Origin of the sequence: Rhodococcus sp. 27YEA15 (assembly GCF_049739425.1) — a bacterium.
In the GTDB taxonomy this organism is placed as follows: Bacteria; Actinomycetota; Actinomycetes; order Mycobacteriales; family Mycobacteriaceae; genus Rhodococcus_F.
This window is the reverse complement of sequence record NZ_JBMHHW010000001.1, coordinates 2671459-2686714: the sequence shown is the minus strand read 5'-3', so window position 1 is coordinate 2686714 and position 15256 is coordinate 2671459. Positions and strand designations below refer to the sequence as shown.

General features: G+C 65.9%; 13 protein-coding genes and 1 pseudogene. 6 read left to right on the top strand and 8 right to left on the bottom strand.

Features of this window, described 5'->3' with window-relative positions; all coding sequences use genetic code 11:
- The first annotated feature begins 133 nt into the window (after positions 1 to 133).
- The 3 genes and pseudogenes from ABH922_RS12395 to ABH922_RS12385 all read left to right on the top strand — a co-directional run bounded on the left by ABH922_RS12395 (position 134) and on the right by ABH922_RS12385 (position 2910).
- A pseudogene (locus ABH922_RS12395) lies at positions 134 to 908 on the top strand (lysophospholipid acyltransferase family protein).
- A 35-nt stretch (positions 909 to 943) separates the two neighbouring features.
- A complete protein-coding gene (locus ABH922_RS12390) occupies positions 944 to 1435 on the top strand; it encodes a polyadenylate-specific 3'-exoribonuclease AS (protein WP_424807202.1) in 492 nt (163 codons plus the stop codon).
- 89 nt (positions 1436 to 1524) lie between these two features.
- The gene (locus ABH922_RS12385; RefSeq protein ID WP_424807201.1) at positions 1525 to 2910 is read left to right on the top strand and encodes a class II 3-deoxy-7-phosphoheptulonate synthase; all 1386 of its coding nucleotides are present in this window, start codon (positions 1525 to 1527) and stop codon (positions 2908 to 2910) included.
- 24 nt (positions 2911 to 2934) lie between these two features.
- Here ABH922_RS12385 and ABH922_RS12380 read toward each other — a convergent pair whose 3' ends face one another.
- Together ABH922_RS12380 and pknB are read right to left on the bottom strand one after the other, a co-directional pair.
- Positions 2935 to 3390: a protein-tyrosine phosphatase family protein gene (locus tag ABH922_RS12380; protein ID WP_424807200.1), complete on the bottom strand. Its 456-nt coding sequence runs from the start codon at positions 3388 to 3390 to the stop codon at positions 2935 to 2937.
- Positions 3391 to 3412: 22 nt separating this feature from the next.
- Positions 3413 to 5383 carry a Stk1 family PASTA domain-containing Ser/Thr kinase gene (gene pknB / locus ABH922_RS12375; RefSeq protein ID WP_424807199.1) on the bottom strand — a complete coding sequence of 657 codons (1971 nt, stop codon included), beginning with the start codon at positions 5381 to 5383 and terminating at the stop codon, positions 3413 to 3415.
- Between the two features lie 383 nt (positions 5384 to 5766).
- Between pknB and ABH922_RS12370 the strand changes: the two genes are divergently transcribed.
- Complete coding sequence (locus tag ABH922_RS12370; RefSeq protein WP_424807198.1) at positions 5767 to 6450, top strand: methyltransferase domain-containing protein; 684 nt, start codon at positions 5767 to 5769, stop codon at positions 6448 to 6450.
- Positions 6451 to 6503: 53 nt separating this feature from the next.
- Complete coding sequence (locus ABH922_RS12365) at positions 6504 to 6872, top strand: Rv2175c family DNA-binding protein (RefSeq protein ID WP_424807197.1); 369 nt, start codon at positions 6504 to 6506, stop codon at positions 6870 to 6872.
- On the opposite strand, the gene ABH922_RS12360 is transcribed toward ABH922_RS12365, so the two are convergent.
- From ABH922_RS12360 to ABH922_RS12345, 4 genes are all read right to left on the bottom strand, one after another.
- Positions 6859 to 7779, bottom strand: coding sequence for a phytoene/squalene synthase family protein (locus tag ABH922_RS12360; protein ID WP_424807196.1), 921 nt, complete (start codon positions 7777 to 7779; stop codon positions 6859 to 6861). The two genes, ABH922_RS12365 and ABH922_RS12360, sit on opposite strands and share 14 nt — an antisense overlap.
- Before the next feature lie 44 nt (positions 7780 to 7823).
- Entirely contained in the window at positions 7824 to 9377 is a 1554-nt protein-coding gene (locus ABH922_RS12355) for an alpha-(1->6)-mannopyranosyltransferase A (protein ID WP_424807195.1), read from the bottom strand.
- A 123-nt stretch (positions 9378 to 9500) separates the two neighbouring features.
- Positions 9501 to 11099 (bottom strand): phytoene desaturase family protein, encoded by a 1599-nt coding sequence (crtI, locus tag ABH922_RS12350; protein WP_424807194.1) that lies wholly within the window; start codon positions 11097 to 11099, stop codon positions 9501 to 9503.
- A 2-nt stretch (positions 11100 to 11101) separates the two neighbouring features.
- Entirely contained in the window at positions 11102 to 12193 is a 1092-nt protein-coding gene (locus tag ABH922_RS12345; RefSeq protein ID WP_424809655.1) for a polyprenyl synthetase family protein, read from the bottom strand.
- A 220-nt stretch (positions 12194 to 12413) separates the two neighbouring features.
- On the opposite strand from ABH922_RS12345, the gene ABH922_RS12340 reads away from it, so the two are divergent.
- Complete coding sequence (locus tag ABH922_RS12340; RefSeq protein WP_424807193.1) at positions 12414 to 13403, top strand: methylenetetrahydrofolate reductase; 990 nt, start codon at positions 12414 to 12416, stop codon at positions 13401 to 13403.
- A gap of 22 nt (positions 13404 to 13425) precedes the next feature.
- On the opposite strand, the gene ABH922_RS12335 is transcribed toward ABH922_RS12340, so the two are convergent.
- Together ABH922_RS12335 and ABH922_RS12330 are read right to left on the bottom strand one after the other, a co-directional pair.
- Positions 13426 to 14574: a glycosyltransferase gene (locus ABH922_RS12335; RefSeq protein WP_424807192.1), complete on the bottom strand. Its 1149-nt coding sequence runs from the start codon at positions 14572 to 14574 to the stop codon at positions 13426 to 13428.
- Positions 14571 to 15212, bottom strand: coding sequence for an LppM family (lipo)protein (locus ABH922_RS12330; protein WP_424809654.1), 642 nt, complete (start codon positions 15210 to 15212; stop codon positions 14571 to 14573). Before ABH922_RS12330 ends, ABH922_RS12335 begins: the two co-directional genes overlap by 4 nt.
- Positions 15213 to 15256: the final 44 nt, after the last annotated feature.

Genomic DNA, 15256 nt, shown 5'->3' with positions numbered 1-15256 from the left:
CCGGTTTCGGGTTGTCCGGGCCGGGTCGGTCGCCCTGTGACGGGGCAGACGTGGGTGGGGCAAGTGTAGCGACGGTAACTGGTGCGCAGTATGGTCGTACAGAGGCAATTCGGTTGTGATCAGGAGGAACACCGTGTGGTATTGGCTCTTCAAATATGTGTTGTTGGGGCCGATTCTGTGGCTGCTGGGTCGTCCGACCGTGAAGGGCCACGAGAACATTCCCGCCGACGGCGCGGCCATCCTGGCCAGTAATCATCAAGCTGTCCTGGATTCGTTCTTCCTGCCGCTCCGTGTCAATCGTCGGATCACGTTTCTCGCCAAGAGTGAGTACTTCACCGGTTCGGGTCTCAAAGGTGCTTTCCAGAAGTGGTTCTTCACCGCAGTGGGGCAGGTTCCGATCGACCGAACCGGAGCCGATGCCGCACAGGATGCCTTGCATGCCGGTCTGAAGGTGTTGGGGTCCGGAAGTCTTCTCGGAATTTACCCGGAGGGCACTCGCTCGCCGGACGGCCGACTCTACAAGGGCAAGACCGGCATGGCGCGCCTCGCCCTCGAGTCCGGCGTGAAGGTCATCCCGGTCGCGATGGTGGGTACCGACAAGATGAACCCGATCGGTTCACGGGTGTGGCGACCCGCCAAGGTGACCGTGGTGGTGGGTGAACCCATCGACTTCTCTCGTTTCGAGGGAATGGGGCGGTAACCGTTTCGTCGAACGGGCGGTCACCGACGAGGTCATGTACAAGCTCATGAAGCTCTCCGGCCAGGAGTACGTCGACATCTACGCTGCGAGTCTGAAGAAGACTCCTTCGGCGGACAAGGCGTCGGCGAAGGACGATGCGGCCGTTGCGAGACTCGGCACCGACAGCGCCGACACCGACACGGTGGTGCCGGACACCCAGGCGAGTTAGCTTCCGCAGGCGCGAGTGCGGCATAGTTTCCGCACGTGCGTTACTTCTACGATTGCGAATTCATCGAAGACGGTCGAACCATCGACCTCGTGTCGATCGGCGTGGTGTGCGAGGACGGCCGTGAGTACTACGCGGTCTCCACCGAGTTCGACGACAGCCGGGCAGGTAGTTGGGTGCGTAAGAACGTTCTCCCGAAGCTGCCCCAGCCGTCGTCGCCGTTGTGGAAGCCCCGCGACCGGATCCGCGACGACCTGCTGAAGTTCTTCGTTCCGCGCCCGATGGTGGTGCCGGAGCTGTGGGCGTGGGTGGCCGCCTACGATCACGTCGCCCTGTGCCAGCTGTGGGGGAACATGACCGAACTCCCACAGTCGATGCCGCGCTACACCCGTGAGCTCAAACAGTTCTGGGAGGACAACGGCAGTCCGGCTCTGCCCGCCGCACCGTCGGACGCGCACGACGCGCTTGCGGACGCCCGCCACAACCTGGTGAAGTTCGATGCGATAGCCGCTGCCCGCTCATTGCGCTGACCTGCATGGACGCCATCGGATGCGACTCGACATCGCCCGGACGGGCGGCCCGGGTGACGTCGAGGTGAAGGACCGAATATCCTTGAGCGGTGAACTGGACCGTGGACGTGCCGATCGATCGCCTGCCCGAGCTTCCACCGCTGCCGTCCGATCTGCGTAAGCGGCTCGACGAAGCACTCGCCAAGCCTGCCGCCCAGCAGCCTTCGTGGCCTGCCGACCAGGCTGCGGCGATGCGCACCGTGCTCGAGAGCGTGCCGCCCATCACGGTGGCCAGCGAGGTCGAAGCGCTGTCCGACCGTCTCGCCCAGGTAGCCCGCGGCGAAGCGTTCCTCCTACAGGGCGGTGACTGCGCCGAGACGTTCGCCGACAACACCGAGCCGCACATCAAGGGCAACATCCGCACCCTGCTGCAGATGGCCGTCGTACTCACGTACGGCTCCTCGATGCCGGTGGTCAAGGTCGCTCGCATCGCCGGACAGTACGCCAAACCGCGCTCCGCGGACGTCGACTCGCTGGGGTTGAAGTCGTACCGGGGCGACATGGTCAATTCGCTGGTGGCCGATGAAGCCGTACGCGCCCACGATCCCTCACGGCTCGTGCGCGCCTACGCCAACGCCAGTGCAGCCATGAACCTCGTTCGGGCGCTCACCGGTGCGGGTATGGCCGATCTGCACCGAGTGCACGACTGGAACCGTGAATTCGTTGCAGCGTCGCCTGCCGGTGCGCGGTACGAGGCGCTCGCATCGGAGATCGATCGTGGCCTGCAGTTCATGAACGCTTGTGGCGTAACCGATCCCAGTCTGCAACAGGCACAGATCTTCGCGAGCCACGAAGCGCTGGTGCTCGACTACGAGCGTGCGATGTTGCGGTTGGACAACGACAGCGATCATCCGAAGCTCTACGATCTGTCGGCACATTTCCTGTGGATCGGTGACCGCACCCGTCAGCTCGACGGTGCGCACATCGCCTTCGCGGAACTGGTGTCCAACCCGATCGGTCTGAAGATCGGCCCCAGCACGACGCCGGAGATGGCCGTCGAATACGTCGAACGTCTCGACCCCACCAACAAGCCGGGCCGCCTGACCCTGATCTCGCGGATGGGCAACGGCAAGGTCCGCGACCTGTTGCCGGCCATCATCGAGAAGGTCCAGGCCACCGGCCATCAGGTCATCTGGCAGTGTGATCCGATGCACGGCAACACCCACGAGGCGTCCACCGGATACAAGACGCGCCACTTCGATCGCATCGTGGACGAGGTGCAGGGCTTCTTCGAGGTCCACAACGGACTCGGCACGCATCCGGGCGGCATCCACGTCGAGCTGACCGGGGAGAACGTCACCGAGTGCCTGGGCGGCGCACAGGACATCTCCGACCTCGACCTGGCCGGTCGGTACGAGACGGCGTGCGATCCGCGACTGAACACCCAGCAGTCGCTGGAACTCGCCTTCCTGGTCGCCGAAATGCTGCGCGGCTGAGACGACCCCGGTTACGGACGCCCTCTACCTCACGGCAGGGGGCGTTCGTCTTCTCGCGAAGTCGGTGACAAAGCAACGCTGCCACGGCATTTCGACGGCACGGGGCGAGTAGTGCTCACGCACGTACGCGACGGCGTCGTTTCCCGAGACGCCGTCCGCCACGGCGAGACAGGCCAACGCCGTACCGGTACGTCCGAATCCGCCGCCACATGCGATCTCGACCCGCTCGCGCTCGGCACGAGCATGGATGTCCTCGACTGCGCGTCCGAACGCTGTCCGATCCGACGGCAGCCAGAAATCCCGCCACCGGATCCAGCGCGCCTCCCACGGTGTAGGGGGCGGTGTCCGGCCGGTCAGATACACGTCGAAGGTGGCTGACGGCCCGTCCGGTACGGCATGACGGAGACCTCGACCGCGGACCTTTCGGCCGGACGGCAGTTCCAGGACTCCCGATGCTCGGTGATCCCACGTGGTAGTCATCAGCGAAGAATAGGTCAGTCGCCTAGGGAATGGCGACGACGCTGATCTCGGTGTCCTTCGCCACCAGATCGTTGCGTACCGACTGGCTGATGATGACGGAACTCTCGTTCTGCGTGAGTTGGCGCACATTGATGCGCAGGCCGAGCCTGGTGAGTTCTTCGCGAGCCGAGCCGACCGACCGACCGATGAGCGACGGTACCTTGACGGAATCCGATACCAGCAGCACGACGGAGGTGCCGGCATTGACGGGGGAGCCGACAGCCGGGTCGGTGCCGATGACGTCACCGCCCTCCACCGACCCGTCGAAAGTAGTTCTGGTGGTGCTGACCGAGATGCCCACCTTGTCCAGAGCGGCGCGGGCAGCACTCTCCGACATGCCCTTCACGTTCGGAACATCGACGGGGGGAGAGCCTTTGGAGGTGATGACCTTGACCGACGATCCGACTCCGACCTCGGTGCCCGGCGCCGGATCGAGTGCCGCGACGCCCCCGACGGGAACCTTCGAGCTGAAGGTGTCGCCGCCGTCGACCGGAACGAGTGTGCGCTCGGCCAGCTGAGATCTGGTGGCGGAGACGTCCCCACCGGCCGGCACGAGTGGGACCGTCGGGCGGCCCAAGGAGGTCAACAGCGCAACCGTCGACCCGCGTGTGATTCTCGAGCCCGTCGCCGGATCCGTGCCGACGACGGCATCGATCGGCGCGGAGTCGGAGTATCGACCCGTCAGTGACGGGGTGAGCCCGGCGTCCTGGATGGCGGACACCGCGGTGTCCTTGGTGAGCCCGTCGAGCGACGGGACCGCGGTGTAGCGACCTGAACCCATCCACCAACCGCCGACTCCGACGGCGAGCGCCAACAGCACGATCACCAGCAGCCAGATCAGGCTCGCTCGCCGTGACCGACGGCGATTGTCGGTGAAATGCGCGCGCGGATCGTCCGGTTCGTCCTTATCGCTGTCCATCTCGTCGTCGTCGACGACTGCGGGCCGCGACGTCTGCCCGGTGACTGCGCGTGTGTGCTGTACCGGATTGTCGGCCGGGGAGCGGAGCGCGGTGGTCGCTGCCGGCGGCGCGGCGACCGACGGCACTGCCTGTGGCGGCGGAACTGCAGCCACGGCGAGCGCACTGAGATGCTGCGCCGAACGGCGCGGCGCCGGAACGCGGTAGGTGGGCAGCTCGAGTTGTTCGCATACCGCACGCAACGCCGCCGCCATCTCGCCTGCATCGGCGAACCGATGTGACGGCTCGCGGTAAGTGGCCTCGGCAACGAGTCGATCGAACTGTGCCGGCACCCCGGGGATCCGTGAACCGGGGCGTGGGACGTCGTCGTGTATCCGCTGGTAGGCAATGGACAATGACGTGTCCCCGGTGAACGGGGTTGTGCCGGTGAGTAACTCGAACATCAACACGCCGGTGGAGTACACGTCGCTGCGCGGGTCGGCGACTCCGGACGTGACCTGTTCCGGCGAAAGATACGCTGCGGTACCGAGGATGACACTGTTGGAGGTGGTGGTTGCTGCCGCTGCGGCGCGCACGAGACCGAAGTCGGCGATCTTCACTTCGCCGGTATCGGAGATCAAGATGTTCTCGGGCTTGACATCTCGATGCACCAGTCCGGCCCGGTGTGCAACGGCAAGAGCATCGAGTACCGGTGCGACCACCGCGGCAACGGCGTGCGGAGGCATGGGTCCGCGCTCGCGCAACAACTCACGGAGCGTGCCGCCGTCCACCAGTTCCATCACCAGGAACACGTAGTTGCCGTCGCTGCCCTGGTCGTACACCGAGACCAGCGCGGGATGCTTGAGTCTGGCCACCGCCCGGGCCTCGAACTCGAATCGGGTGAGAAACGCCGGATCACCGGCGAACTGCGGATCCATCACCTTGATCGCGACCGGCCGATCCAACCGTGTGTCGAGTCCTCGATACACGGTGGACATCCCGCCACGAGCGATCGGTGCATCCACTCGATAGCGGCGTTCGAGCATTTCGCCGATCAACCCTCGACCTCCCTGACGACCATCTGTGTTCGGTGATCGACTCGGTTGGTTCCGAGACGGCCACCACGACGCGTGGGTGAAGTCCCAGCGGACACGCAGTAACGGATACGTCGCATCCTGCCCATCGTAGCCAGGGACACCGACCGAACCGCAGCACAGCGCCCCGGCGTTCGATTCGCGCACGGCGAAGGCGGACCTCGGCCGCTCCCGCCCGCCCTGACCCGGCTCTTGCTACCGTGACCCGGTGCGCAGTCGATCCGTGACGTCGTGGTGGCCCTCGCCCTGAGGCCGCCGATCACGGGTGTACCGATCACACCCCCGTCGCCGTGTAGCGAAGACGGACCGGTGGTCCGCTCCGCGAGGTCTCACTCACAGGAGTTGTCATGTCCACAGGAAACATCGGATCCGTGCTCGTCTCGTCACGGTCGTTCGACGAGTACGTCGCGATGTTCGCCCTCGACGACGCGGATCTGGAGTCGAACATTCTCGATTGCCCGGCGGGGGCGTCCGCCTTCACCGCCGATGCCCGCCGCCGGGGGACACGCGTGACGGCGTGCGATCGTGCATACGCCGACGGTGAGATCTCCGGCGACGCGCTTCGAGCGGAGACGATCCGCGGCAACGAGTACGTCTCGAAGAATGCTGGTCACTACTGCGACACCTTCTTCCGCGACGCCGCCCACCATCTCGAACATCGACTGCATGCGGTCAGTCGTTTCGTCGAAGACAGTGCCGCACATCCGAACTCGTATGTCGCCGCCACGTTGCCGACGCTGCCGTTCGACGACGGATCGTTCGACCTGGTTCTGTCGTCGCACCTGCTGTTCACCTACGCCGACCGACTCGATGTGCACGCTCATGACGAATACCTGCGCGAACTCGTGCGAGTCGCAGGCAACGAGGTACGTGTTTTCCCGCTCGTACCCATGGGTTCGTCAGCACCGTACCCCGAACTCGACCTCGTGCGTCGGCGGCTGGACACCGCCGGTATCGACACCGCCGTGGTCGGCGTCGACTACGAATTCCAGCGGGGCGCGACCGAGATGTTGGTGTGCGTGGGAAGGTGACAGCCCGCCGGGCGATACCGGAGTTCGAAAGCGGACCCGATAAACTTCCCGCGGTGAGCGCTATTCCGTATTCTGACGATGTCCTGGATTCCTCGGTATCCCTCTTCCAGCTGGCCGACGTGTCGAAAAACCTCGGCCTCCCGCTCGCCAAGGTGCACCAACTGCTGCGCGATCGCAAGATCATCGCCGTCAAGCGCCGCGGCGTCCTGGGCGTACCCGAACTCTTCTTCGACGCCGACGGCAGCATCGTCAAATGGCTGCCCGGTCTGCTCGCCGTCCTCGGCGACGGCGGCTACACCGACGTCGAAACACTGCGTTGGCTGTTCCGCGCCGACGAATCGTTGCCCGGTCGCCCCGTCGACGCCCTGCACGGTGACCTGGCCCGTGAAATCATCCGGCGCGCGCAGGCTATGGCCTTCTGACTCGAGAGTCGGTGCGTCCGGTGAGGATCCGTCCGTAGGTGGTCGACTTCACGAGTCCGGGAATCGCCACCCGCAGTCTGGTGGGACTGGGAACGGTGACTCTGCGGTGCAGTATCCGGTATCCGGCATCTTCCACCTGCTCCAGGATCGCGCCGTAGAGCACGAACGCAGTTCTGATCGACGGCTGTACGCGCGCGTCCAACAATGCGATTCCCGGCTCGGCGGCGCGGTACCGGGCTCGGGTGAGAGCAATGAAATGTGCCAGGGCGCGCTGTACCCGGATGTCGACCGTCTCGGTGCGGCGGCCGTGCTCGAGAAGTGGCACGTCCACGCCGAAGGCCGAGAACTCTCGGCTCGGTAGGTAGAGTCTGCCACGATCGAGATCCTCGCCGACATCGCGAATGAAATTGGTGAGTTGAAAAGCGTCACCCAGATCGGATGCCGCCGGGACAGCCTCTTCGACGGTCCCGGACACACCGAGTACCGGCAACAACTGCAGACCGATCACGACCGCCGAGCCGTAGGTGTACTCGCTCAACTCCGACATCGTCGAGTACACCGGCCGATAGTCGGGGCTGTCGGGGGCGTCCATTCTCATCGACGCGAAGAACGCCCGGAAGTACGGGTGCGGGATGTCGAACGAGGTCACCGAATCCACGAATGCGGGCAGGACCCGGATCAGCTCGGCGGGCAGTGCCGGGTCGGCGCTGTCGCGACGGCCGTCGAGGGCCGCGAACGTCGTAGCCTCGACCGCGGCCAAAATCGCGGCGCCCGCGTCGTCGCCCGGCTCGTCCACGATGTCGTCGACGATGCGGGCAAAGGCGTACAAGGCGTGAACGGCGCGGCGCCGGGGTGCGGGCAACAGGCGCGCGGCCAGAAAGTACGTACGCCCGTTCTGTGCTGTCACCTGCTCACACAGACGATACGACTGCGCCAACAGCGCCGCGGACGTCACGGTCGCCCGGACGTGGCGTCGACGCTCTTCTCCGGCTGCTTCCGGCGCAGCCGCAACGGATCCTCGGTGCGCAGCGACATCGCCGCTACCACTGCGGCGAAGACGGCGAGAGCGACGTGCGGGAACGTGTAGAGGCCGATCGATCCGTCCGGTTGGAAGACCAGCATCAACCATGTCGACAACCCCGTCAGCACGGCCAGCATGGTCGGGCTCGAGGCGAACCCTGCGGCCACCGCCAGCGGCCACGAGTAGTACCAGGGCAGCGCGGCGGGGGAGAGCAGCACGATCGCGACCATCACGATCACGATGCCCATGACCGCGTCGCGTTCGGTCTTACGGAAGCGCCACCACACGTACAAGATGATCGCGATCAGAACGCCGGCGGCAACAGTTCGGGCGACGCCGAGGATGTCGTTGAAATGGTCGCCCGCGAACCACGAGGTGGCCATGGTGCCGATATGCGCGACGATCGTCGGCAGCGAGAGCCAGTTGATGATCTTGGCCGAACCCGACAGGGCGGTGGTCCAGCCGAGACCCACACCCGCGATCAACGAGGTCGAACCCAGCACCGCCACGAAGATCGCCAGACCGGTCCCGGCGGTCTTGACGAACGACGCGATCGGCGACGGTTCGGCGAGGTTCTTCTCAGCCGCGTCCTCACGTTGGTGAATCATCCAGATCCACACGACGAACGGCAGAGCTACTCCCGCCGTGGCCTTGATCGCGACCGCCAGCGCGATCAGTCCGATCCCGAACGCATGCTTGCGTTCGAGGGCGAGGGCGATGCCCGCCACCATCAGACCGACCATGAGCAACTCGTTGTGCACTCCGCCGATCAGGTGGATCAGCACCAGCGGATTGAGGACCGCCAGCCACAGCGCGACGGCAGTGTTGCCGCCCAACTTCGTGGCCAGATGCGGAACGCCCCACATCAGCAGAGCGAGTCCGGGCAGCATGGCCACACGCAACAGCATCGTGCCCGCGATGACGTTGTCCCCGGTGACCCGCACGATCGCGTCGGCGAGGAGAAGATGCACTGGTCCGTACGGAGTGGTGGTCGTGGTCCATACGTTCGAGACGTTGTCCAACAGGATTCCGGGGTTGACGACCGGTCCTACCGCGTACGGATCGAAGCCGTCGCGGAGCAGTGCGCCCTGTGCCAGGTACGAGTAGGCGTCCCGACTGAACATGGGGACGGCGAACAGCAGCGGGAACGTCCACACCGGCACGATGTATCGAAGACCGCGCAGCGACACGTCACCGCGTAGCGTCGAACGTCCCAGTCGGACCCAGGCGGCGATCATGCACAACACGCCGATCCACACGATGGCTGCGGACATGATCGAGCCGTGTCCGAACCGCAGCCACGACAGATGCATCGACTCGAGGAGCGGATCCTGCCGTCGGACACTGCCCGCCCCGAAGCCACCGAAAGTGATCAAGACGGCCCCGACGAACCCGAGGATCGCGCTGTGACCTTCCGGGGTGCGGAGGAAATCGCCGGCTCTGAGGTGCCACGGTCGTTCCGTGGCTGCGGCAGAGGGTGTCATCGGTGCGGGTTCCTCCCCCGAGGCGAGCGGTTTCGATCGGCAGGCGTCGCGGCCGCCTCGGTGAATCCGGTCGGCGTCACTGCCGCCTCGGTGAATCATGGATGAATGGTGGGTTACGTCGGGTCAGTTTAGTTGCTCGGAGGAGTGGCTACCGCCCAGCCTCGGTTCAGCTCGCCCGGTGATCCGTTCCGCAGCCAGTCGGCCGGAGAGCATCACGGTCGGAACTCCGACGCCGGGTACGGTGCTCGAACCGGCCAACACCACGTTCGTGATTCCCGGAACGAGGTTCTTACGGCGAAACGGACCTGTTTGACCGAACGTGTGTGCGGCGGCGAACGGACTGCCGGTCGCCATCCCCTTGTCGAGCCAACTTTGTGGGGTGTCGACGTGATCGATGTCGAAGCCGTCGACCAGTCCGTGATAGCCGCGTCGCTGCAAGGTCGAGGTGATTTCGCGGACGTACGGATCTCTCAGGGCAGCCCAGTCGAGCGGTGCGCTATCGAGGTTCGGGCACGGTGCGAGGACGGACAGTGGTTCTCGGTGCACGCCGTCGCGGATGAAGATCGACGACGGATCGGAGACCCCGGCCCTGGTGATCAGAAGTGACGGATCGCTCATCAACTGGCCCCGGCCGCCGCGGGCGGTGATCTCCGCGAACGTACGCTCCCACGCCTGACCGAAATCGATGGTGTGATGGGCCCTCGACTGCCAGCCCTGCGTGACCGACGTCGCAATCGTGCCGTGGATCACCACAGCGGACGGCGACGACAGCACACGCCGCGGCCGCCGCCGGGTGTGCGGCGCGAGCAGGCGATCGGAGACGGACGCGTCCGGCGTCAGGACCACCGCATCGCAGTCGAAAACGGTACCGCTGCCGGTGTGCACCGACGTCACCCGACCGTCGGTGACCCCCAGCCGCTCGACACCGCTGCCCAGTGCCAGCACCCCACCCGCGGTGGTGAACGCGGCCGCCATCGACTCCGCGATCGTCCGCATTCCCCCTTCGGGGAAGTACACCCCGAGCGAGGTGTCCATGTGCGCGATGGCGCCGTAGACCGCCAGTGCCCGCGACGGCGCCACGCCCGCGTACAGCGCCTGGAAGGTGAAGATTCGGCGCAGGCGCTGATCGTGGACCAGCCGGTCGACCTGACGGCCGAGCTTTCCGAAGCCCCGCAGCGCGAGTAACTTGCCGAGATCCTTCAGCGCCGCGCCAGAGTTCACGAGACCGAGCGGAGAGTCGAAATCCGCGTCCATGAATCGGTCGAATTCGGCCTCGAAGATCTGCGCCAGCCATCGACGCAGTGCCCGATAGCGTTCGGCCTCCTGCGGGCCACACACGCGCGCCACCTCCGCGGCCATCGCGTCGACGTCGGAATGGACGTTCAGCGACGTACCGTCCGCGAAACGTGCGTGATACGACGGGTCGAGTTTGTGAATTCGCAGCGGTGGTTCGATCGTCGACGGGGCCGCGCCGACGGCTGCGAGTGCATCCCCGATCAGCTCCGGCATCGTCAAGACCGTCGCACCGTTGTCGATGCGGTAGTCGACTCCGGCGTAGGCGCCGACCCGACCGCCGACCGAGCTGTCGCGTTCGACGACGGTGACCGAGCGGCCTGATCCGAGTAGATACAGTCCGGCCGAGAGCCCGGCCAGCCCGGCTCCGACGATCACCACTCGATCGGTGGGACCGGGTACCGATTTCGTGCGGCGGGGGTCGGTCACGGTCAGTGGGTCCGCTTCGTCGCGGCCAGCGCCATCGCCGTCAGGCGTTCCTTGGCGTCGTCGGTGGCGGTGCTCGCCTCGAGCGCGACGGTGGCCGAGGTGACCAGTGTGTCGATCTGTGACTCGACATCGTCGACCGCGCCGAGCTCGACGATGACGGTTCGCAGGTGGTCGACGTCGGCGGGGCTGAGTTCGGAACCGATCGCGGCACGGAGTTCGGCGGCCACTGCCGGGTTCGACTCGTCGGCCCGCACGAGCGAGTGCGCGAAGAGGACCGTGCGCTTTCCGGCGATCAGATCGTCACCGGACGGTTTACCGGTGATCGACGGATCACCGAACACGCCGAGTAGATCGTCGCGCAACTGGAACGCGATACCGATGTCGGTCCCGAATGTTCGGTACGCGGCGATCAGATCGGTGTCCGCGCCCTGTAGAGCTGCACCCAGGTGCAGCGGGCGTTCGATCGTGTACGCCGCCGTCTTGTACCGGTTGACCCGCGTGGCGGCTTCCACCGTTTCGTCGCCGCGAGCTTCGTTGCCGATGTCGAGGAACTGCCCGCCGAGAACCTCGGTGCGCATCGCGGACCACACCGGGCTCACCCGCGCCGCCGCGGCGGCGTCGATCCCCGATTCACGGATCATGTCGTCGGCCCAGGCCAGCGCCACGTCACCCAGGAGGATGGCGACCGATTCGCCGTAGTGCGCCGAATCACCGGCCCATCCGCTGCGTCGATGCAGATCCTCGAACTCGACGTGCACCGTCGGGGATCCGCGCCGAGTCGTGGAGGCGTCGATGATGTCGTCGTGCACCAGTGCGCACGCCTGGACGAACTCGAGCGCCGCGCACGCCCGGACGACCGCATCCGCACCCTCGGCGCCGGGGTCGCCGCCAGCACCCAGCCAACCGGTCCAGGCGAACGCCGGCCGCACGCGTTTGCCACCACGGAGAATGTAACTCTCGAGCGCGCCGACCGCGGTTTCGTACCCGCCACCGATACCCGTGACGAGATCGCTACGTGAGGCGAAGAAGTCTCGAATCGCCTCTTCGAAGAGCGCGGGCAGTTGCGTCGACGTCGGGTGCGAGGGGCGCTCGATCGAGGTCTGTCCAACGCGCTGTGTTCCTGCGGACAGGATGGCCTCCCAGGTCGATTACGTCTCGCGCCGATCGACGGATTGCCGTGCCGCGACTACTGCTGAGCTTAGTAGGCCGGACCGCATTGGTCCGGGTGGCCTGTGATCTGCAAGATCTTCGATTTCGGGAACTTTGCCACGAGGTGATGATTACTGTCGAGCCGGGAAAACATATGCTTGTCCGGTGACATTCGATGCAGTCAGGGGACGTGCCAGCCAAGGGTGGGCCACCCGAACCCCGTCGATCGTGGATCGGATCAGTTCTTCCACCGGAAGCCGGATTCCGTTCTCGGTCGAATTCTCGCCACCACGCGACGCGGACGGTGAGGCGCGACTATGGCGGGCCGTACGCACGTTCGAGCGGCTCGGTCCCGCTTTCGTGTCGATGACCTACGGTGCGGGCGGCTCGACGCGTGATCGCACGGTGCGCGTGACCGGTGAACTGGCCGAAGAGACCACCTTGCTTCCGGTGGCGCATCTGACTGCGGTCTCGCACAGTATCGACGAGCTGCGCTCGATGGTCGGCGCGTACGCCGATCGTGGGATCAGTAACATTCTGGTGCTCCGCGGGGACCCTCCCGGTGACCCGTTGGGCGAATGGAAGAAGCACCCGGACGGCGTCGAATACGCCGAGGAACTCGTTCGCATGGTTCGTGACCTCGGAGACTTCCACGTCGGTGTCGCGTCCTTCCCCGAAGGCCACCACCGCGCCCCTGACCTGGCATACGACACCCGGTATCTCGTCGCGAAGCTGCGCGCAGGCGCCGAGTACTCGATCACCCAGATGTTCTTCGACGTCGACGACTACCTGCGTCTGCGCGACCGCGTCAGCGCCTACGACGCGGAACAGGGTGCCAAACCGATCATTCCGGAGCTCATGCCGGTGACGTCGCTGCGGTCCGTCCGCCGCATGCTCGAACTGTCCGGCTCGTCGTTACCGCCGGCTCTCGAGCGACGCTTCGACGCTGCCGCGGGCAGCGGACCGGACGAGAACCGGGCAGCTGTCCGCGAACTCGGCATCGATCTGGCCACCGAAATGGGGGAGCGGTTGATCGCCGAGGGCGCACCGTGTCTGCATTTCATCACGCTGAACTTCGCGCGGGCCACGAGCGAGGTCCTGGAACGCCTCGGGCTGACCTCCGAATCGCCTGCCGACGCGGCGGCGGCGGTATAGGACGGTCGAAGCGGGGCGCGGATCAGGAGAGCCGTCGGCCCTTCCACGTGGTGCGTCCGCGCCGCCGGTCGTAGGTCGACGAGGCAGTGAGAACCACCGCCGCGACCACCGAGACGGGGTGCGCGGCAGCGTCGAGGAGGTCACGCACGGTCGGTGGCCGTCGCGTTTCGGTGGAGCGGGCAAGTAGCCGCGACGCGACGCCGGCCATGTACCCGAGCACCCCGATCCAGCGGATGCGTCCGCGGGCTACCGCCGCGGCGAGGGCGGGGACCGTCCAGACCGCGGTGGCGCCGGCGAGAACCGCGACGGAACCGGCCGGGGAGCCGAACGCGCTCCACAGCCATTTGCCGTAGCCCTCCCGTAAGGCTGCCGCATTCGTGTACATCCGACATCGCGCATGCTCACCCGCCATCGCGACGGTGGTTCGCAGCCCGATTCCCCGCAGTGCACGGGCGAGCGCGAGATCTTCCGTCACGGTGGCGGCCACCGCGCGGTGACCGTCGATCCGGCGATAGCATTCGGCGTCGAAGACGAGGAACTGTCCGCAGGCGACGGCAGTCGATCCGGCAGTGACGGCATTGGAGATCTTCGTCGGCATCGTGGAACACCAGGACCAGCTCAGTAGCGGCTGAACAAGCCGTTCCGGCCATGATTCGGCGAGCTGCACCGGCCACGGTGTGAGGAGAGCCGCGCCGCCGCGTCGTAGCTCGGTGACCGCAGCGCTGAGGGCATTCGGCGTCAGTCGGACGTCGGCGTCGAGGAACACCAGTACGTCGGCATCCGGCGCGGTACCGTGGTGAACCGCCGCGTCGCAGGCCGCAGATTTCCCCAACCACCCCGGTTCAGGGTCGTCCACGCCGCGGACGACCTCGAATCGTCGATCACCGTCGACGGCCCGTTCGGCCAAGTCGAACGTGTGGTCAGTGGATCGATCGTCGTAGATCGTGACGTGCAGATTCTCGACCCCGATCTGCCGGCGGAGATCGCCGATCAGCGAGGGAAGCCGATCCTCTTCGTCCCGTGCGGGAACACAGACGTGTACCGTCTCGGCGATCACGAGCGGCGCCACACCCAGGGCCGGCGTCGTGATCCGGTTGACCGCCGCGACGAGCGAGCTCGCAAGCGCAACTGTCGAGCCTGCCGTCACGACGCCGAGTACGACCCGGCTCACCGTGCGGACGTGCCGGTCGTCGTTGGCCGGGCCACAGGTGTGCGATCGCGCGCCAACCAGGCCATCGCACCGACGACGACAGCGACACCGAGGGTCAGACCACCCATGATCCCCGCCCAGCCGGCAAAACTACGGGTATTCGGATCGGCGTAACTGACTTCCGCCCGAAGTGTGGACACCTCGCCGGCGGCCAAGGTCCACGAGACGCGGGAGTCGCCGTCCCGATTGCCGTTGGTGGTGGCGATTCTGGCGGGGAAGGCGATACTGAACTGGACGTCGGCACCTTGGGTAGGCAGCGATTTCAGGTCCGCCTTGCCGTCGAGGGCGACGGTGTCGCCGGCCCGGGTCAGTGAGATCTCGAAAGCGCCCGACCCCTCGCTGTACATGGAGCCGAGCTGTGCCACGTCGCCGAAAGTCAGATCGCTGAAGAAGGCCTGAGTGCCCACATAGCCGTCCTTCTTGTACTCCTGCACACGTACCTTGCCGCTCAACGACGAGGGCGGTGTGAGCTGTGGTCCGGAGTCGGCTTCGTTCGCGGGCAAGGCTGCGGCGACCACTTGACCACTGACTCGGTCGTTGGCGGAGACACCCATCGAGACCTGGATTCGGACACAGCCAGCGAGAAACGGGACGGACATGATCGCGAGAATCACGACGGCCAGAACTCGCTTGCGTCTGGACC

Excerpts from the sequence above, each read along its gene's own strand:
- ABH922_RS12370 (WP_424807198.1), top strand. The coding sequence starts at position 5,767 with ATGTCCACAGGAAACATCGGATCCGTGCTCGTCTCGTCACGGTCGTTC.
- ABH922_RS12355 (WP_424807195.1), bottom strand. The coding sequence starts at position 9,377 with ATGACACCCTCTGCCGCAGCCACGGAACGACCGTGGCACCTCAGAGCC.
- ABH922_RS12330 (WP_424809654.1), bottom strand. The coding sequence starts at position 15,212 with ATGTCCGTCCCGTTTCTCGCTGGCTGTGTCCGAATCCAGGTCTCGATG.
- ABH922_RS12380 (WP_424807200.1), bottom strand. The coding sequence starts at position 3,390 with ATGACTACCACGTGGGATCACCGAGCATCGGGAGTCCTGGAACTGCCG.